The organism is Aquimonas voraii, from assembly GCF_900101825.1.
In the GTDB taxonomy this organism is placed as follows: domain Bacteria; phylum Pseudomonadota; class Gammaproteobacteria; order Xanthomonadales; family Xanthomonadaceae; genus Aquimonas; species Aquimonas voraii.
In genome coordinates this window covers 53,745-70,948 of sequence record NZ_FNAG01000008.1, presented here as the reverse complement: position 1 = coordinate 70,948, position 17,204 = coordinate 53,745, and the positions used below count along the sequence as shown (strand labels likewise).

Below are 17,204 nucleotides of genomic sequence, written 5' to 3'. Positions count from 1 at the left end.
CTCAGAGCACGTAGACGAACATGAAGAGGATCAGCCAGACGACGTCCACGAAGTGCCAGTACCAGGCCACCGCCTCGAAGGCGAAGTGGTTGTCCTTGGTGAAGTGCCCCTTGGCCACGCGGAACCACATCACCGCGAGCATGATCGCGCCCAAGGTCACGTGCATGCCGTGGAAGCCAGTGAGCATGAAGAAGGTCGAGCCGTAGATGCCCGAGCTCAGCTTCAGGTTCAGATCGCCGTAGGCATGCGCGTACTCGTAGACCTGGAAGTACATGAAGATCGCGCCGAGTACGACCGTGGCCGCGAGCCAGAACAGGATCTTGCCGCGCTCGCCAGCCTTCAGGGCGTGGTGGGCGATGGTCAGGGTCACGCCCGAAGCCAGCAACAGCAGGGTATTGAGCAGCGGGATGCCCCAGGCCGGAATGGTCTGAAAGCTGCCGTTGAGCTCGGCAGGGCCATTGGTTGGCCACGCGGCGTCGAAGGTGCTCCAGAGGAACTCGTGGGTCGCGGCACCGGCGCCCTCGCCGCCCAGCCACGGCACCGAGAACATGCGGGCGTAAAACAGCGCGCCGAAGAAGGCGGCGAAGAACATCACCTCCGAGAAGATGAACCACAGCATGCCCATGCGGAAGCTGCGGTCGACCTGCGAGTTGTACTTGCCGCCCACCGACTCGTTGATCTGGTCGGCGAACCAGCCGCTCAGCATGAACAGGGTGATGGCGAGGCCGGCATAGAACACCCACATGCCCCAGCCAGCGCCATCCATCCAGCTGGCCACGCCGAGCATGGTGGTGAACAGGCCGATGGCGCCTACGATGGGCCAAGGGCTGCTGTGTGGGACGTAGTAGACGTTGGCGTCGTCGTGGGTGTGTGCCATGGAGCTTCCCCGGTGAACGAAAGTTGAAAGTCTAGCAAGACCGGCAGGCCGCGTTCGCGCGCCGGACTCAGTGCATGCCGGCGGCGGCGACGCGCGCGGTGGCGTGCTCGTTGTTGAAGAAGGTGTACGAGAGCGTGAGCGTGGTGATCTCGGGCGGCAGCGCCGGGTCGATCACGAAGCGCACCGGCATCGGGCGCTCCTCGCCGGGATGCAGCAACTGCTCGGTGAAGCAGAAACACTCGGTTTTGTTGAAGAAGATCGAGGCGCGCGAGGGGGCAACGCTGGGAACGGCCTGTCCGACGATCGGCATGCTGTCCATGTTGCGGGCGTGGAAGGTGGCCTCGTACATCTGGCCCGGATGCACCTGCATCTGCAACTGGTCGGAGCGGAAGGCCCAGTTCAGTCGCGAATTGACGCCGGCATCGAACTCAACCGTGACCGTGCGGCTGGTATCGACCTCGTAGCTCGCCACCACGGTCTCACCCGTCGGCGTGCGCTCCAGGGTGATGCCAAACACTTTTTCGCAGGCGATGCGATAGAGGGGCACCAGCGAGAAGGCGAACAAGAAGGTGCAGGCGCAAGCCAGGATGGCGCGGCCGAGGACCTTGCGGGTTTCCGTACGGGCTGGGGCTTCGGTGCTCATCGACCGATCACTCCGGAGAGGACGAAGGCGACGTAGATCAGGACCGCCACCACCGCCATGAAGACCGCCGTGCGGCGGGCAGCGCGGCGCTGCTGGGGCGAGGATTCGGCGGGGGCGACGGGACGCTTCATTCGGGACCTGATGCGGGCCAGGCTGCGCGGCGGTTGCGTCGCCGCGCAGCGCTTGGACGGCTTAGTGGGCGACGTTGCCGTGCGCCAGCTTGCTGTCGTCGATCACCGGCGGAGTGGTGAAGGTGTGGTGCGGGGCCGGGCTGGGCACCGTCCACTCCAGCCCCTTGGCGCCTTCCCACACGCCGGCCGTGGCCTTGGCACCGCCGCGCGCGCAGCTCCACACGATGTAGACGAACAGCAGCTGCGACAGGCCAAAGCCGAAGCCGCCGATCGAGCTGATCATGTTGAAGTCGGCAAAGGCGACGTTGTAATCGGGGATACGGCGCGGCATGCCGGCCAGACCCAGGAAGTGCTGCGGGAAGAACAGCAGGTTGACGAAGATCGTCGACAGCCAGAAATGCCACTTGCCCAGCGTCTCGTTGTACATGTGGCCAGTCCACTTCGGCAGCCAGTAGTAGACCGCCGCCATGATCGAGTAGACCGCGCCGGTCACCAGCACGTAGTGGAAGTGGGCCACTACGAAGTAGGTGTCGTGGTACTGGAAGTCGGCCGGCACGATGGCCAGCATCAGGCCGGAGAAGCCGCCGATGGTGAACATGATGACGAAGCCGATCGCGAACAGCATCGGCGTCTCGAAGGTCATCGAACCCTTCCACATGGTCGACACCCAGTTGAACACCTTCACGCCAGTCGGCACCGCGATCAGCATGGTCGCGTACATGAAGAACAGCTGGCCGCCCAGCGGCATGCCGACCGTGAACATGTGGTGGGCCCACACGATGAAGCTCAGGAAGGCGATCGAGGCGGTCGCGTAGACCATGGCCTGGTAGCCGAACAGCGGCTTGCGGGCAAAGGTGGGGATGATCTCGGAAATGATGCCGAAGGCCGGGAGGATCATGATGTAGACCTCCGGGTGGCCGAAGAACCAGAAGATGTGCTGGTACATCACCGGATCACCGCCGCCAGCCGCATTGAAGAAAGCGGTGCCGAAGAACTTGTCGGTCAGCAGCATGGTGACCGCACCCGCCAGCACCGGCATCACGGCAATCAGCAGGAAGGCGGTGATCAGCCAGGTCCAGACGAACACCGGCATCTTCAGGAGATCCATGCCCGGGGCGCGCATGTTGAGGATGGTCGCGATGATGTTGATCGCGCCCATGATCGAGCTGATGCCCATCAGGTGGATGGCGAAGATGGTGAAGGCGACATTGGTGCCGCCCTGCAGCGACAGCGGCGGATACAGCGTCCAGCCGCCGGCCGGGCCTCCGCCGGGCAGGAGCAGCGGGATCAGCAGCAGCGTGAACGCGAACGGCATGATCCAGAAGGACAGATTGTTCATGCGCGGCAGCGCCATGTCCGGCGCGCCGATCATCAGCGGCACCATCCAGTTGGCCAGGCCGACGAAGGCCGGCATCACCGCGCCGAAGATCATCACCAGCGCGTGCATGGTGGTCATCTGGTTGAAGAATTCCGGATGCACCAGCTGCAGGCCGGGCTGGAACAGCTCGGCGCGGATGACCAGTGCCATCGCTCCGCCGATCAGGAACATCACCAGCGAGAACACCAGGTAGAGGGTACCGATGTCCTTGTGGTTGGTGGTCAGGACCCAGCGGTCCATGAAGCCGGTCGGCTTATGGTCGTGGTGCTCGTCGTGATGCGCTGCGCTTGAAGTCGCCATGATGTGTCCTGCCTCCAACTCAGTTCTGCGCGACGGCGCCCGCCGTCGACGCATTGACCTGGGCCACGCGGGCCGCTTCGCCGCCAGCCTGCTCGGCCGCCAGCCAGCTCTCGAACTCGGCCGGCGTCACCGCCTTGACCACGATCGGCATGAAGCCGTGGTCCTTGCCGCACAACTCGGCGCACTGGCCGCGATAGATGCCCGGGGCGTTGATGCGGGTCCAGTTCTCGTTGACGACGCCGGGGATGGCGTCCTGCTTCCAACCGAACACCGGCACCCACCAGCTGTGGATGACGTCGTCGGCGGTGATCACGAAACGGATTTTGGTGTCGGTCGGCAGCACCAGCGGCTTGTCGACGTCGAGCAAGTAGATGTTGTTGCCCTCGGCATCGGTGACCGTGTCGGGCGTCTGCCCGGAGCCGAGCTGGCGCACGGAGTCGCTGCCGCGGTCGATGCGGCTGACGAAGTTGACGTTGCCGGGCTGGCCCTTGTAGTTGACGATCTCGTAGCGCCACATCCACTGGTAGCCGGTGATCTTCACCGTCATCTCGGAACCGGTGGTGTCTTCCATGCGGAACATGGTCTTGGTCGCCGGCCAGGCCACTGCCACCAGGATCAGCACCGGGATGACCGTCCAGATGATCTCGGCGGTGGTGTTGTGGCTCCAGCCTTCGGCTTTGGCGCCCTTGGACTTGCGGAACTTGACCATGGCGATCGCCATGGCGCCGAAGACAAGGATGCCGATGACCACGCAGATCCACAGCGTGATCATGTGCAGCTTGTAGACCTCGGCCGCGGTGTCGGTGACGCCGGTGGTCATGTTGAGCTGCCAGCGCTCGGGATTGGCGAACGCCATGGCCGAGAACAGCAGGGCCATCAGGCCCGTTCCCAGTTGGCTCCAGTGGATACGCTTCATCAGCATCACCTTGAGTCTTCGGTAAACCTGTAAACCGATTGCGCACGCGCCTGACGCAGGCCGTGCTCCAGATCCTTCGCGAGCTGCTCCCGCTCGGCCTCGCCGAGGAAGCGCCCCACATCCACGCGCCGGCCGCGGCTGGCGAGGTACAGCTGGCCATCCCGGGCCTCGATCCGAACCCAGGGGGTCGGCTCGGACAGCGCCTCGACCAGCTCCGGAACGCGATTCACCGAAACGCGATCGGGGTTGATCGAGATCACCTCGGCACGCTCCGCGCGCCGCCACACCACCCAGAACACCAGGGCCAGAACGCTGAGCTCAGCGACCGCAAACACAGGCGCGAAGACATTGCCCTGGGTCCAGCTGTAGCCGCTGACCAGCACCGACGTAGCCACCACCAGCGCGAAGAACCTTCGCGCCTGACGCAGGTCGAGCGAGCGGTTGGGCTTCAACACCCAGCGCTGCGCGCCCACCTCGCCTTCGGCCTGCATGGTCTCGATCAACCCTGCCTCCTCGGCCGCAGGCCAGCGCTCGACGGTCCATTCAGAACCCGCGAATGATAGGCCCCGGCGGGGCTGCCAGCAATACGAAATGCAGCGTTCGGCATGCCTTACAGGCTGCACGGCGGCGTGTGCAGGGCACGCCAACCGGAGGTGAAGACCGGCCAAACGCATGACCCCGCGCAAGGCGCGGGGTCTTGGACACTGCGTGCTTCGGGCTTCAGCCGGCGCGGGCCTGGGCCTGAGCCATCACCTCGGCAGCACCAGCGCGCAGGCGCTCTGCCTCGGCGGCATCGATGGGGCCGTCCGGACCCTCGTTGAGCATCAACTCACCGGCCTCATTCCAGCCCAGCCAGGTGGTGCGGCCGCGCTGCTCGCGCACGATCACCCACGGGCTACCGTCCTTGAAGGCGTACTTGAGCGAGGCGGTGCCGGCGTCGCCGAAGTCGACCTGCTCGCGAGCAAAGCGCACGCCGGCGTCGGACAGGAAGGCATCCCAGCCCACGGTGACGTCATCGGTGATGCGCTCGCCCGCGATGCGCTTCAGGCCACCAATCGAGCGCTCGAGCGCGGCGAAGTCCTGCTTCATCTTCTCGGTGGGTGCGATCTGGGTGTCGGCCTGCGCGCCACCACGCACCAGCGACAGCGACACGCTGCTGCCGTTGCCCTCGGTCAACACCGGCGCCGGCGCCGCGCTCGAGTACAGCGGAACACCCTGCACCACGAGCGCCGCGAGGACGCCGTAGCGCCCCCCTTCGACAATCTTCGAGGCGTCGTAGGGCAGCGAGAAGCGGTGCGGAAGAATCGACGGCGCAGGGCCGGACACTTCAGCCACGACCGGCGGCACCTGCGAGGGATCGCTCAGGTCGAGCAGACGCACGGACAGTTCGAAGCCGGGCGGCAGCTCGTTCAGCCCCTCGACGATGAGTTCGCCGCTGATCGCTGTATCAAACTGCGGCGTGGCAGCGGGCGCGGCAGCCACAGCCGCCGAAGCGCCCGTCGGGGCCGGAGCAGCCTGCTGGGCAGGCGGAGTCTCGGGCGCGCCACAGGCGGACAACAGAGCGGCGGCCACGGCCAGAGGGATCAGCTTGCGATACATGTGCGGCTCCTGGGGGTCACCGATCGACACGAGGGCGATCGGGATCTGGACGGACTGGGGAGAAAAAGGCCGCGAGTGGGCATCAATGGACTTGACGTCCGCGCGGGGGAGCCCAGCAGGGTAAACCCTTTGAAACCGGGCTCAAAGAGGCCAAAGGATGGGATACGCCAGCGAACGGCGGCGGAAATGCATGACGCATCACGCTACAACCGTGCCGCTTCGCACATGCGCGAGGACGAAAGAGACTCGCTGCTGAACACATCCGCCCAAGACAAGTCGACGGCAAACTGCGGCCAGCCCACTACAATCCCCGCCCCGGCCCCGCCCCTCACGCGGCGCCGCCACCTCAACTTCGGTCAGGAGACGCATGGGCATCGATGGGCTGCTGACGCTGCTTGTGCTCGCCGGTGCCGTGATCCTGTTTGTCACCGAACGGCTGCCGGTGGACGTAGTGGCGATGATCGTCCTCGCCAGCCTGCTGATTCTTGGTCTGGTCACACCGACCCAAGCCCTCAGCGGTTTCAGCAGCGAAGCCACCATCACGGTGGCTGCCATGTTTGTGTTGAGCGCCGCCCTGACCCGCACGGGCGCCCTGCGCGCGGTCGGCGCTGCCTTTGCGCGCATCCGCCAGACCTGGCTGTTCACGCTCACCGTGATGCTGTCACTCGGGGTGATGTCGGCCTTCGTCAACAACACGGCCGCACTGGCCGTATTCCTTCCGGTCGTACTCGGCGTCACTGCCTCGAACGGCTTCTCGGCCTCAAAGGTGCTGATACCGATGTCGTACGCGGCGCAGATGGGTGGGGTCTGCACCCTGATCGGCACATCGACCAACCTGCTGGTCAACTCGCTCGCCAAGGACGCCGGCCTGCCCGGCTTCACCCTGTTCGAGTTCGCGCCGCTCGGGCTGATCACGATGGCGGCTGGACTGGTCTACACCACCATCGCCAGCCACTTCCTCCTGCCCGACCGCCGCGCGCCGCAGCTCACCGAAACCTACGAACTCGGCAAGTACATCTCGGAACTGCGGGTCATGCCGGGCTCGCCGCTGATCGGCCAGAGCGTGGCCGAGGCGCGTCTTGGTGAGCGTTCTGGCGTGTTCGTGCTGGAACTGCTGCGTGGTGAGGAGAAGATCTGGTCGCCGCGCGCGCAGAAGCTGCAGGAAGGCGACATCCTTCTGGCACGCGGTGACTGGAGCAAGCTGAGCGGCCTCAAGGCCAGTGCGCGACTCGAACTGGAGCCTGAGTTCAAGCTGCGTGATGAGCAGTTCCGCGGCGATGACCAGGTCCTTACCGAAGTCATGGTCGCGCCAGGCTCGCGTTTCATCGGCCAGTCACTGCGCGCGCTGGAGTTCAACTGGCATTACAACGCCACCGTGCTCGCCATCCATCGCCGCGGCGAGGTGCTGCGCGAGAAGCTGCGAGATGTGGAGCTGGCGGTCGGTGACATCCTGCTGATGCTCACCAGCCCCAGCGAGATGGCTCACCTGCGCGCCAACCCGAACGTGGTCGTACTGAGTGAGCGCGATGAAGGCCCCGCCTCCAGCCGACGCGCATGGACAGCGGTGGCGATCATGGCCGCCGTGGTGGCGGCTGCGACGCTCGACATTCTGCCGATCGTCGCCGCATCCATTCTCGGCTGCATCGCCCTGGTGGTGTTCCGCTGTCTTGAATCCAAGGAACTCTACGAGTCGATCGACTGGCGCGTGATCATGCTGCTGGCCGGCGTGCTGCCACTGGGCGTGGCCTTGCAGAGCAGCGGCGCCGCGGCCTTTCTCGCCGATCGCACGCTCGACCTTGTCGGTGGCTGGGGACCGATCGCCGCGCTGGCCGTGATCTACCTGATGACCGCGGTGCTGACCGAGTTCATGAGCAACAACGCCTCGGCCGTTCTGCTCACCCCCGTGGCGATCGCGGCGGCGCACAGCATGGACGTCAATCCCTCGGCCTACGTGGTCGCCGTGGCATTCGCGGCCTCCACCGCCTTTGCCACGCCGGTCGGTTACCAGACCAACACCATGGTCTACAGCGCGGGAGGCTATCGGTTCATCGACTTCGTGAGAATCGGCGTGCCGCTCAACCTGCTGTTCTGGGCCATCGCGGTCGCCTTCATCCCGGTGTTCTGGCCGCTGTAACCGCCGCCCACCCCGAGGATTCACCCGCAATTCAAGCGCTGGCCACCAGTCTGCGCGGCGCCGCGAAGGCCTTCACATCCACGTCCACGAGGTTCCCATGCGCTCGACCCTGCTCTTGATGTCCCTGCTTGCCGCACTGCCTGCCGTCGCCGAGGCGCAGGACTGGACCGGCACCGGCGAGTTCGGCCTGGCGGCAGCCCGCGGCAATGCGCGCTCGGAGAACCTGAACGCCAAGCTCGACTTCGTCAACGAAGACGAGCGCTGGAAACACGCGTTCGGCGTCAGCATGCTGCGCGCCAAGGGCGAGATCCGCGGCGATTTCGACGACGACGGTCAGGCCGAGACGCTGTTCGAAACCACCGCCAATCGCTGGTCAGCCCACGCGTCGAGCGCCTTCAAGATGAACGAGCGCGCCTCCTGGATCAGCGCCCTGCGCCATGAGCGCGACGACTTCGGCACCTACGAGCGCCAGAGCACCGTCTCGATCGGCTTCGGCTACACCCTCTACGACACCGAATCCGGACACCTGCGCGCCCAGGTCGGCCCCGGTTATCGCCGCGCCAAGCTCGCATCGACGGGCGCGACCGAGAACAACGCGATCGCCCGCGGCGCGCTCGACTTCCGCCGCGTGCTCACCGACACCACCGAACTCACCAACGTGCTGCTGGTGGAAAGCGGCGAGGACAACACCTTCGCCCAGAACGAGCTGGGCGTAGCCGTCTCGATGACCGAGAAGCTCGCCCTGAAGGCGGGCCTTGAAGCCCGCTACAACAGCGAGACCACTCCGGGCACCAAGAGCACCGACCTGCTGACCACGATCAATCTGGTCTACGCCTTCCGCTGATCGTCACTGCGGCTCCCCGCCCGCCAATCAGGACCTGCGCGGCCGACGAAGCCAGGACTTCGTCGGCCGCGCTTCGTTTGGGGACTCATCGGGTGCGCTCGCCCCGGGCGGCCGACACTCAGGCGCTGGCGAGCAGGCGCTCGGCGCCCTGCGCGCGCAGCGCCTCGGCAGCCTTGAGCCCAAGCGCCGCGGGTGAGTACGACTCACCTTCGACGTCGACCGCCGTGCCTTCGCCACTGTGCGCATCGCCCACCCAGCCGCGCAGACGCAGGCCTTGGCCATGCTCGATGCAGTAGGCCGCGATGGCGGCGTGGCAACTGCCGCCCAGGGCCAGGTTCATCGCCCTCTCGGCGTCCACGCAGCGGCGCGTCGGCGCATGGTCGAGCGGCGCCAGCAGGGCGCGAACCTCCTGCGCATCCTCGCGGCACTCGATCGCGATCGCCCCCTGCGAGGCTGCAGGCAGGAACGCGGGCGGCTCCAGTCGGGCGCGGATGCGTGCATCGAAGCCGAGCCGCTCCAACCCGGCGCAGGCCAGCACGATGGCAGCGTACTCACTGGCATCGAGCTTGGCCAAGCGGGTGTTGACATTGCCACGCAGGTCGACGATGTCGAGGTCAGGCCGCAGCGCCTTCAGCTGCGCGCGACGGCGCAGCGAAGAGGTACCGACACGCGCCCCCTGCGGCAGAGCCTCGATGTCCGTGAAGACGTTGCTGACGAAGGCATCGAAGGGGTTGGCGCGCTCCAGCACGGCGGGCAGCACGAAAGGCCCTTCGAGGGCCATCGGCACATCCTTCAGCGAGTGCACTGCGAGGTCGGCCTCGCCGCGCAGCATCGCCTCTTCAAGTTCCTTGAGGAACAGGCCCTTGCCGCCGATGGCCGACAGCGAGCGATCAAGCACTTCGTCACCGCGGGTGGACAGCGGCACCAGCTGGATGTCCAGGCTGGGATGGAGGATGCGCAGGCGGGCCGCGACGTGTTCGGTCTGCCACAGCGCGAGCGCGCTCTTGCGGGTGGCGATCCGCAGGGTTCGGGTCATAGGTGCTTCAGCTGTTGGCGGATCTGGGGCAGGCAGCGGCGGCTGATCTCAAGTGCGTCCGGGCTGCGCTTGAGCAGGGCATGGACCTGGCCATCGTTGCCGCGACGCAGCTCGCGCAGTTCGCTGCGGGCGACCAGGCAGTTGCGGTGGATGCGCAGAAAACGCTCGGGGAACTCCTGTTCGAGCGCCTTCAGCGAATCCTCGACCAAGTCCTCGCCGCCGAGGTGATGGACAACGACGTACTTCTCCTCGGCCTGCAGGTAGACGATGTCGGACACGGCAATGAGGCGCAGGCTGCCGCGCAGCCGGGCGCAGAGGTGGGTGCGCGCCTGCGTCTTCGGCAGCGCCTGCAGGCGCTCGTTGGCGCGCGCGCGGCCCAGCGCGCGGGCGCGTTCCAGCGCCGCAGCCAGGCGCTCGGCGCGCACGGGTTTCAGCAGATAGTCGATGGCGCGGGCCTCGAAGGCGGCCAGGGCATGCTCGTCATAGGCGGTGCAGAACACCACCGCCGGCGCCGTCGGGTCCGCGGCCAGATGGCGCGCGGCCTCCAGCCCATCCATCACCGGCATGGCGATGTCCATCAACACCACATCAGGGATCAGCCGGGCGCAGGCGTCCAACGCCTCGCGGCCGTCGCCGGCCTCGCCGACCACGCGCACATGGCCGAGCCCAGCGAGCAGGTCGCGCAGGCGCTGGCGGGCGAGGGGCTCGTCATCGACGATCAGGACGTCGAGGACGGCACCGCGGGATTCCGGGGCATCCATAAAGTCACCGCATAGTAGTCGGGGGCCGGCACCACGGTCATCCACGCGGTCGGGCCGAAGAAGTGCTGAAGACGCTGCTCGATGCTCGCCAGGGCGTGCCGATTGCCGCCGCTGGCAGCGCCTTGCGACGGGCAGGGATTGCCGATCTCGACGCGCACACCGCCATCGACGCAGCGAAGTTCGATCAGGACTTCGCCGCCCTGGGGCAGGCGCGCGACACCGTGCAGGATGGCGTTCTCGACCAGCGGCTGCAGCAACAGGCGCGGCAGGCGCAGCGCCTGCGGCCAGCCGGGCTCGAGATCGATGCGCAGACGCAGGCGCTCGCCCAGACGCAGCCGCTCGATGCCAAGGTAGCGGTCGATCAGTTCGAACTCCTCGGCCAGCGACCAGTCGCCCTGCCCTGCCCCCAGGGCGGCGCGGAAGACCTCGGAGAGGTCCTCGATGGCGCGCTCCGCGGTGGCGGGGTCGCGACGCACGAGACTGATGATGCTGTTGAGGCTGTTGAACAGGAAATGCGGCCTGATGCGCGCCTGCAGTGCGCGGACCTCGGCCCGCGCGCTGGCCTGCACCTGCGCCTGCCACAGCTGCTGGACGTAGAAGTAGCGCAGCAGCGCCGCCGACAGCAGGCCCGCCACCGCCGCGCAGGACAGCGCGAACTGCAGGCCGTGACCGGCCGGCACGGTCAGCCCCAGCTTCAGCGTGATGTCGAGCTGATGCACCACGCTGGCGCCGATCAGGCTGGCCAGTGTTGGCACCGACCAGCCAGCGGCGATCGACAGCAGGCGCGGCCGCAGTCGCAGCACCAGCGGGCGCAGCTTGCACAACAGCACGGTCGCCAGCAGGGCAAGCCACTGCGCGAACAGGCTGGCGACGAACAGGCGCGAACCCGCGTCGGCGGGGTCGCCGGCCGCGCCCGGCATGAGCACGGCGGCCAGCACGATGATCTGCGCGGCAACCATCACCACGAACAGGGTGGGCACGCGGCAGAAGTCAGGCAGCCAGTCGTCGAGCGGGGCGCTGTGCATCTGCGGAAGTATGCCTGCCGCCCGCACGCGCACCGCTACCGCTGTTCGCCCAGCAGATGCCGCTCCATCCATCCGGAGAGATCGCGAATTTCCTCGGCGCAGACGCTGTGCGGCATGCCGTAGCTGTGCCAGTCGACCGGATGGCCCCAAGTCTGCAGGCGCTGCCGCGCGGCCAGCCCCAGCATCTGCGGCACGATCGGATCGACGGCGCCGTGGCCCATGAACACCGGCAGACCCGCCTGGATCGGTGCGCGCTGCGCTTCGATATGGGCCGCGATCGGCAGATAGGTCGACAGGGCAACGAGGCCGGCAAGGCGCTCGGGGTGGGTAAGCCCGGCGGCCAAGGCCACCGCCCCGCCCTGCGAGAATCCGGCCAGCAGGATGCGCTGGCTGTCGACACCGCGCTGGCGCTCGCGCGCGATCAGACGCTCGACCGCGGCCACCGAGGCCAGGATGCCGGGCTCGTCCTCGATCGCCATCAGCTCGAGGCCTTGGATGTCGTACCAGCCGCGCATGCGCATGCCGGCGTTCAAGGTGATCGGCCGCACCGGCGCATGCGGAAACACAAAGCGCAGCGGCGGCCAGCCCGCGCGCGTCAGCTCGGGCACGATGGGTTCGAAGTCGTGGCCATCGGCCCCCAGGCCATGCAGCCAGAGCACGCTGTGGCGGGGCTGCTTGCCGGTCTCGATCTCGATGCAGTCCAGCATGGGTGTCTCCATTGGTGGAGCGCGCAGTGTAGGTGCTGGCGCGCAAACGCTGGCGTCTGGAGCGGGCCGCGTGACAGCATCCGCGCCCATGTTCGATGTCGTCGTCCTGTTCTTCCTGCTGGGCCTGGTCGCGCGCCTGGCCAAATCCGACCTGCGCCTGCCGGAAGCGGTCTACGAGGTGCTGTCGATCTATCTGCTGCTGGCGATCGGCCTGAAGGGCGGGATCGAGCTGTCCAAGCACTCGCTCGGCGCACTGCTGCCGCAGGTAGCGGCGACCATGGCGCTGGGCTTCGCGATCCCGCTGCTGCTGTTCCCCGCGCTGCGCCTGCTGCGCTTCGCCAGCGCAGACAGCGCTTCGCTGGCGGCGCACTACGGTTCGGTCAGCGTGGTCACCTTCGCGGTGGCGACGGCCGCGCTGGACCGCGCAGGCGTCGCCTACGAATCGCACGCGGCGCTGTGGGTGGCGGTGATGGAAGCGCCAGCGCTGGTCGCCGGCATCCTGCTGGCGCGGATGTCACGGCTCAAGGACGTGCGCTGGGGCGCGCTTGGCCATGAGGTGCTGTTCGGCAAGTCCGTGCTGCTGCTGGCCGGCGGGCTGGCCATCGGCGCGATTGCCGGCGTCGAGGGCAGCAAGGCCATCGCCCCGGTCTTCATCGATCCCTTCCGCGGCATCCTGGCCCTGTTCCTGCTCGAACTCGGGCTGGTGGCCGGCGGCCGGCTGCGCGAGATCGGGCCCTTCGGGCCGCGACTGCTGTTGATCGGCGCAGGCTTCCCGCCCTTGCTCGCCGTGCTGGGCGCGCTGACGGGCATGACACTGGGCCTGTCGGTCGGCGGCATCGCCATCCTCGCCACGCTGGCAGCGAGCGCCAGCTACATCGCCGCGCCTACCGCCATGCGCATGGCGGTGCCCGAGGCCAATGCGGCGCTGTCGATCACCGCCGCGCTGGGCATCAGTTTCCCGTTCAACGTGATCCTCGGCATTCCCCTCTACCTGAAGCTCGCGCACTGGCTGGGAGGCGCACCCGCATGACCTTGCCCAAACATCCGCGCACCCTGCTGGTCATCATTGCCGAGGCCGCGCTGGAGAAATCGCTGGCGCGCGACGTGCGCCGGCTCGGTGCGCACGGCTACACGGTGTATGACGTGCGCGGCGCCGGCCACAGCGGCATCCGCGAGGGCAGCTGGGAAGCCGACCGCAGCATCGAGATGAAGGTGATCTGCGAAGCCGAGGTCGCCGACCGCATCGCCGCGCACGTGCTGGCCGAGTACGGCGCCAACTTCGGCCTGAGCCTGTTCTTTGCGGCTGTCGACGTGCTGCGGCCCGGCAAGTACTGACACCGCGACCTCTGCCTTCCGCCGGCGTCTTCCCGCGCAACGCGCGGGCGCCAGCGCCTTCGATTCTGCTCGCGCCCCGATGCCGCCGCACCCTCCGTTCACGGGACCGTGGATCGCGACGCCCGCGCGAACACAGGAACCCGCCACAGTTCACGGAAGCCGGCCGCAGCGTTGGGCAAGCTGGGCCGCTTGCGTCACACTTCGTCACATGACCCCCATGAACTCACTGAAATTGCTGCCCGTCCTGCTCGCCCTGCTGCTGGGCGGCTACGCTCAATTGGCGCTGGCGTGGCCGGCCGGCGCGAACGCGGTCTCAACCCAGCCGCTCGGCAGCGACTGCGAGGACCTGTCGGATATCCCGATCACCTACGGCATGCAGTACGACCTGCCCGGCAGCGGCCTGCCCGGCCCAATCCGCGATATCCACGACGTCTGGCTGTCCGGTGGCTGTGTCGGTTGCCACAATGCATCCAACGCATCCAACGCTGGCGATCTGCAGCTCGACGACCCCCAGATCGGGGGACTCTCGCTCGTCAATGAGGCGAGCAACCGCGATCCGAACGCGCTTCGCGTGCGGCCCCGGAACCCCGAGGCCAGCCTGCTGTACGCGCAGATCAACTGTACGCCGCCACCGACCGAACAGTTCATGCCGCCCCCAGACGGTGATGTGCTGGTGAGGATTCCGCGCGTGCTACGGGCCGCGGTGTACGACTGGATCGCTCAGGGCGCGCGCGGCTTCGACGAGGACGGCTTCCCCCTGAGCGATGTGATCTTCCGCGACGGCCATGAGTCGCAGCGTTTCCAGCGCAATGTGGCCCTTGGTCGCTGAAGGCTTCACCCGTTACGCATCCCTTTCCAGCGGACACGCCATGCCCATGAATCCAAATCTGCAGTTCGCCCGCTGCGCGGCCCTTGCCTTCGGACTGTCGGCCACGCTGGCCGCGGGCGCGCAGACCCTGCCAGCCGGCTGTGACGAACTGCCTGCCAGCACCTATCCGATTCGCTACGACGTCAGTTTCGAGGCTGACATCCGTCCGCTGCTCGAATCCGAGGAACAGCGCTGCACGGTCTGCCACGGCTCTTCGGGCAACCTCAGCCTCAGCTTCGCCAATGCCCGTTCCAACCTGCTGGGCGCGCAGGAGCGCGGGGTGGCATCCGCCGGGGACGCGTCTGCGAATCCGATCCTTCGCGTGCGCCCACGCGAGCCGCTTGCAAGTTCGCTGTTCCTGAAACTCAACTGCGCCACGCCGCCGTTTGGTGGACGCATGCCGCTGGGCCTCAGCCCCAGCCCGGAACTGCAGGCGCTGGTGCACGACTGGATCGCGAGCGGCGCGCTGATGCCGGACAGCCCCGGCGGTGTTCGCCTGTTCATCGGAGGCTTCGAGAGCATTCGGCGTCCGAGCCCCTAGCAACGTGTTGAAAAACGCTCTTCCGGGGAGTTTTTCAAGTCGGCGGTCCGGCGCAGGTCCGTACCGCCTCAGGACACATCAATCGCCTAGGCGCCGGCTTCGTCGTCCCGGCCATCCCTGCCCGCTAGCAGGCTGATTTTCAACAGCCGGCTAGCGGGCAGGCTTTGCGCACTCGGGGAATCTCAGCCCGCTCGACAGACTTGGTCGTCCGGCAAGCCGTCCAGCGCCCGCGCTTCTCCTCTGCCCTTGCGTGCTCGGAACCGCAGACCTTTCCGCCAGGCTCGCAAAGGCTCGTGCGCCAGCTGGATTCCGGCGGTGTTGATGGCGCGGCAACCCAGCAAAGATCACCCGCAAAGGCCGGCCTACGAAAAAGGAGATGCCGGCAATGCCGGCATCTCCTTTGTGCGTGTGCGGCGGACCTCGTTCAGATCGCGAGGAAGGGCACCGTACGACTGTTGTAGGCCATCACACCCTGATTCGGGTGCGCACTGGCGAAGGTGTCGATGTTCGGGAAAATCAGCGGCAGATCGGCGTTGCTGATGCCCATCCAGCGCGCCATTGTCGCCGACATCTGCTCGACCGCCATGGTCGGGATGAACTCGCCGCGGTTGAAGCACTCGCCGTACTGGTCAGGCTGGGTACCGGGATAGGTGCGGTTGAGCAGCTGCAGCGGATAGCGGCCGTAGATCTGGCCACCGATCAGCGGGCCACCCTGCGAGGCGGGGGCACCCATCACCATCTGCACGGCACCCCAGGCATGGTCGGTGCCATTGCCGTTGGAGTTGATCGTGCGGGAGAACTCGCTCATGGTGAAGGTGACCACCTCGTTGCGCACGCCGCTGTAGCCGGAGATGCCGTTCAGCGCCTCCAGCGCATCGTTGAACCCCTTCATGGCCTGAGCGACCTGCTGCAGTAGGCCCTGGTGTCCGTTCCAGACACCGTTGGTTGGCCGCGCTGCAGGGATCTGTCCGCCATGGGTGTCATAACCGCCCGTGCTGACGTAGAACACCTGACGATTGGCCTGGACCGGGCTGCCGGACAGGCGGCTGACCGCGATCATCCGCGCTACCTGCCGGAGCTGGTTGCCGATGCTGGTGTTCGGAATGGCGGCCACGGCCGTATTGAAGGCGGCATAAGTGGTGGCATTGGTGCCGCTGGTCAGGCCGGTGATCGCGCCGTTGACGCTGCTGGCCAGACCCAGGGAGCGATCCAGAATCTCGCCGTAGGCACCGGTGAACGCCTGCGGATAGGTGACGTCCAGCAGCTCCTGGAGCGCGGCGCGACGACGGTTGCCGGCCTCGGAGCCCGTGCCGCTGTAGTTGCCCAGGGTGACCGAGGGCGAACTCGAACTGGTCGACATGCGGTAGGGGAAGAGGTTCTGGCCCGACGGGTACTCGCCGACCAGGAACTTGGCCTGCCCCGAAATCGAGATGCACGGAGCCAGACCGTTGGTCGGCGGTGCCCCCAGTAGCCGGCCAGCCATGCGACCGCCCCAACCGGCCGGATCTCCGGGCGCACGGCCGGCGCCCAGTTGCCAAAGGCTGGTCTGGTCGTTGTGGGAGTAAAGCTGCGGGGGGCGTCGGAAGCTGTTGATGCCTTGTCGCCGCAGCGGCTCCACGAGCGGTCCGACGTTGGCCATGAAGGTCAGACGGCCATCGTTGAACAGCTGCTGCAATTCGGGCACGGCCGGATTGAGGCCGTACTGATTGCCGAGAATCCCCAAAGCCGGAGGCAGGAAAGAGGTTCCGGCATCCGGAGCTCCGGGACGGATCAGGCCAAGAGCAGCCGCGTTGCCCTGGAACTGTCCGCCACGCGAGGTGACGTACCAGCCGTAGGGCGTCGCCGTCTGCCCGGCGATCGGATCACGGCCGGTGACCGGCACGGGCGTGCTGTTGTCGCCGGGAATGAGCAGGTTCCAGGAGTCGTTGCCGCCCGACAGGTAGATACAGACCAGGGCCTTGTAGCCGGTCGGCGCACTCTGGGCCAGCGCCGTGCCCATCATCGACAGCTGCGGCACGAAGGTCGAGGCGGCGCCCGATGCCGCCATGCAGGCGGCACCCTTGAGGAAGTCACGGCGCTTGTTGAAGTGGATGCGGGACATGGATGAGA

The 17,204-nt window shown here is 66.9% G+C and carries 18 protein-coding genes; 6 read left to right on the top strand and 12 right to left on the bottom strand.

The features are described 5' to 3' along the window. Nucleotide 1: 1 nt before the first annotated feature. The 7 genes from BLP83_RS12880 to BLP83_RS12855 form a co-directional block, all read right to left on the bottom strand. Nucleotides 2–877 (bottom strand): cytochrome c oxidase subunit 3, encoded by an 876-nt coding sequence (locus tag BLP83_RS12880; RefSeq protein WP_091243483.1) that lies wholly within the window; start codon nt 875–877, stop codon nt 2–4. A 67-nt stretch (nt 878–944) separates the two neighbouring features. Further along, nucleotides 945–1,520 carry a cytochrome c oxidase assembly protein gene (locus BLP83_RS12875; RefSeq protein ID WP_091243480.1) on the bottom strand — a complete coding sequence of 192 codons (576 nt, stop codon included), beginning with the start codon at nt 1,518–1,520 and terminating at the stop codon, nt 945–947. Beyond that, nucleotides 1,517–1,651, bottom strand: a complete 135-nt coding sequence (locus BLP83_RS19275) for a hypothetical protein (RefSeq protein WP_281187132.1) — start codon at nt 1,649–1,651, stop codon at nt 1,517–1,519. The genes BLP83_RS12875 and BLP83_RS19275 overlap by 4 nt, the downstream gene beginning before the upstream one ends. Nucleotides 1,652–1,712: 61 nt before the next feature. Further along, nucleotides 1,713–3,329 (bottom strand): cytochrome c oxidase subunit I, encoded by a 1,617-nt coding sequence (gene ctaD, locus BLP83_RS12870; RefSeq protein WP_091243617.1) that lies wholly within the window; start codon nt 3,327–3,329, stop codon nt 1,713–1,715. Between the two features lie 19 nt (nt 3,330–3,348). After that, on the bottom strand, nt 3,349–4,248 hold the full coding sequence (gene coxB, locus BLP83_RS12865) for a cytochrome c oxidase subunit II (protein WP_425389014.1): 900 nt from the start codon (nt 4,246–4,248) through the stop codon (nt 3,349–3,351). A 2-nt stretch (nt 4,249–4,250) separates the two neighbouring features. After that, nucleotides 4,251–4,748 carry a DUF2244 domain-containing protein gene (locus tag BLP83_RS12860; protein WP_176764187.1) on the bottom strand — a complete coding sequence of 166 codons (498 nt, stop codon included), beginning with the start codon at nt 4,746–4,748 and terminating at the stop codon, nt 4,251–4,253. A 217-nt stretch (nt 4,749–4,965) separates the two neighbouring features. Continuing rightward, complete coding sequence (locus tag BLP83_RS12855; RefSeq protein WP_091243466.1) at nt 4,966–5,844, bottom strand: YbaY family lipoprotein; 879 nt, start codon at nt 5,842–5,844, stop codon at nt 4,966–4,968. 367 nt (nt 5,845–6,211) lie between these two features. Here BLP83_RS12855 and BLP83_RS12850 point away from each other — a divergent pair, with 367 nt between their 5' ends. Both BLP83_RS12850 and BLP83_RS12845 read left to right on the top strand, forming a co-directional pair. After that, nucleotides 6,212–7,978 (top strand): SLC13 family permease, encoded by a 1,767-nt coding sequence (locus BLP83_RS12850; RefSeq protein ID WP_091243463.1) that lies wholly within the window; start codon nt 6,212–6,214, stop codon nt 7,976–7,978. Between the two features lie 97 nt (nt 7,979–8,075). Next, a complete protein-coding gene (locus tag BLP83_RS12845) occupies nt 8,076–8,822 on the top strand; it encodes a DUF481 domain-containing protein (RefSeq protein ID WP_091243462.1) in 747 nt (248 codons plus the stop codon). A gap of 118 nt (nt 8,823–8,940) precedes the next feature. On the opposite strand, the gene hemC is transcribed toward BLP83_RS12845, so the two are convergent. Genes hemC through BLP83_RS12825 form a run of 4 tightly spaced genes read right to left on the bottom strand, consistent with a single transcriptional unit; the run spans nt 8,941 to nt 12,351 of the window. Beyond that, nucleotides 8,941–9,858 carry a hydroxymethylbilane synthase gene (gene hemC, locus BLP83_RS12840; RefSeq protein WP_091243459.1) on the bottom strand — a complete coding sequence of 306 codons (918 nt, stop codon included), beginning with the start codon at nt 9,856–9,858 and terminating at the stop codon, nt 8,941–8,943. Next, a complete protein-coding gene (locus BLP83_RS12835) occupies nt 9,855–10,619 on the bottom strand; it encodes a LytR/AlgR family response regulator transcription factor (protein WP_091243454.1) in 765 nt (254 codons plus the stop codon). The genes hemC and BLP83_RS12835 overlap by 4 nt, the downstream gene beginning before the upstream one ends. Next, nucleotides 10,577–11,644 carry a sensor histidine kinase gene (locus BLP83_RS12830; RefSeq protein ID WP_176764186.1) on the bottom strand — a complete coding sequence of 356 codons (1,068 nt, stop codon included), beginning with the start codon at nt 11,642–11,644 and terminating at the stop codon, nt 10,577–10,579. The genes BLP83_RS12835 and BLP83_RS12830 overlap by 43 nt, the downstream gene beginning before the upstream one ends. 35 nt (nt 11,645–11,679) lie before the next feature. Continuing rightward, nucleotides 11,680–12,351 (bottom strand): alpha/beta hydrolase, encoded by a 672-nt coding sequence (locus BLP83_RS12825; RefSeq protein ID WP_091243449.1) that lies wholly within the window; start codon nt 12,349–12,351, stop codon nt 11,680–11,682. A gap of 70 nt (nt 12,352–12,421) precedes the next feature. On the opposite strand from BLP83_RS12825, the gene BLP83_RS12820 reads away from it, so the two are divergent. The 4 genes from BLP83_RS12820 (at nt 12,422) to BLP83_RS12805 (ending at nt 15,095) form a co-directional block, all read left to right on the top strand. Continuing rightward, on the top strand, nt 12,422–13,381 hold the full coding sequence (locus BLP83_RS12820) for a sodium-dependent bicarbonate transport family permease (protein ID WP_218121250.1): 960 nt from the start codon (nt 12,422–12,424) through the stop codon (nt 13,379–13,381). Then, nucleotides 13,378–13,686, top strand: coding sequence for a P-II family nitrogen regulator (locus BLP83_RS12815; RefSeq protein ID WP_091243444.1), 309 nt, complete (start codon nt 13,378–13,380; stop codon nt 13,684–13,686). Before BLP83_RS12820 ends, BLP83_RS12815 begins: the two co-directional genes overlap by 4 nt. Nucleotides 13,687–13,918: 232 nt before the next feature. Next, on the top strand, nt 13,919–14,515 hold the full coding sequence (locus BLP83_RS12810; protein ID WP_143006672.1) for a hypothetical protein: 597 nt from the start codon (nt 13,919–13,921) through the stop codon (nt 14,513–14,515). Nucleotides 14,516–14,561: 46 nt separating this feature from the next. Then, on the top strand, nt 14,562–15,095 hold the full coding sequence (locus BLP83_RS12805; RefSeq protein ID WP_091243439.1) for a hypothetical protein: 534 nt from the start codon (nt 14,562–14,564) through the stop codon (nt 15,093–15,095). A gap of 424 nt (nt 15,096–15,519) precedes the next feature. Here the strand turns inward: BLP83_RS12805 and BLP83_RS12800 are convergent, their stop codons facing one another. Continuing rightward, a complete protein-coding gene (locus tag BLP83_RS12800; RefSeq protein ID WP_091243615.1) occupies nt 15,520–17,196 on the bottom strand; it encodes a DUF1501 domain-containing protein in 1,677 nt (558 codons plus the stop codon). Nucleotides 17,197–17,204 lie beyond the last annotated feature (8 nt).

Bases quoted from the DNA above. Each gene is read 5' to 3' on its own strand.
- BLP83_RS12825 (WP_091243449.1), bottom strand. From the start codon at position 12,351: ATGCTGGACTGCATCGAGATCGAGACCGGCAAGCAGCCCCGCCACAGC.
- BLP83_RS12850 (WP_091243463.1), top strand. From the start codon at position 6,212: ATGGGCATCGATGGGCTGCTGACGCTGCTTGTGCTCGCCGGTGCCGTG.
- BLP83_RS12875 (WP_091243480.1), bottom strand. From the start codon at position 1,520: ATGAGCACCGAAGCCCCAGCCCGTACGGAAACCCGCAAGGTCCTCGGC.
- ctaD (WP_091243617.1), bottom strand. From the start codon at position 3,329: ATGGCGACTTCAAGCGCAGCGCATCACGACGAGCACCACGACCATAAG.
- hemC (WP_091243459.1), bottom strand. From the start codon at position 9,858: ATGACCCGAACCCTGCGGATCGCCACCCGCAAGAGCGCGCTCGCGCTG.
- BLP83_RS12835 (WP_091243454.1), bottom strand. From the start codon at position 10,619: ATGGATGCCCCGGAATCCCGCGGTGCCGTCCTCGACGTCCTGATCGTC.
- BLP83_RS12855 (WP_091243466.1), bottom strand. From the start codon at position 5,844: ATGTATCGCAAGCTGATCCCTCTGGCCGTGGCCGCCGCTCTGTTGTCC.
- BLP83_RS12800 (WP_091243615.1), bottom strand. From the start codon at position 17,196: ATGTCCCGCATCCACTTCAACAAGCGCCGTGACTTCCTCAAGGGTGCC.
- BLP83_RS12880 (WP_091243483.1), bottom strand. From the start codon at position 877: ATGGCACACACCCACGACGACGCCAACGTCTACTACGTCCCACACAGC.
- BLP83_RS12845 (WP_091243462.1), top strand. From the start codon at position 8,076: ATGCGCTCGACCCTGCTCTTGATGTCCCTGCTTGCCGCACTGCCTGCC.
- BLP83_RS19275 (WP_281187132.1), bottom strand. From the start codon at position 1,651: ATGAAGCGTCCCGTCGCCCCCGCCGAATCCTCGCCCCAGCAGCGCCGC.
- BLP83_RS12830 (WP_176764186.1), bottom strand. From the start codon at position 11,644: ATGCACAGCGCCCCGCTCGACGACTGGCTGCCTGACTTCTGCCGCGTG.
- BLP83_RS12815 (WP_091243444.1), top strand. From the start codon at position 13,378: ATGACCTTGCCCAAACATCCGCGCACCCTGCTGGTCATCATTGCCGAG.
- BLP83_RS12805 (WP_091243439.1), top strand. From the start codon at position 14,562: ATGAATCCAAATCTGCAGTTCGCCCGCTGCGCGGCCCTTGCCTTCGGA.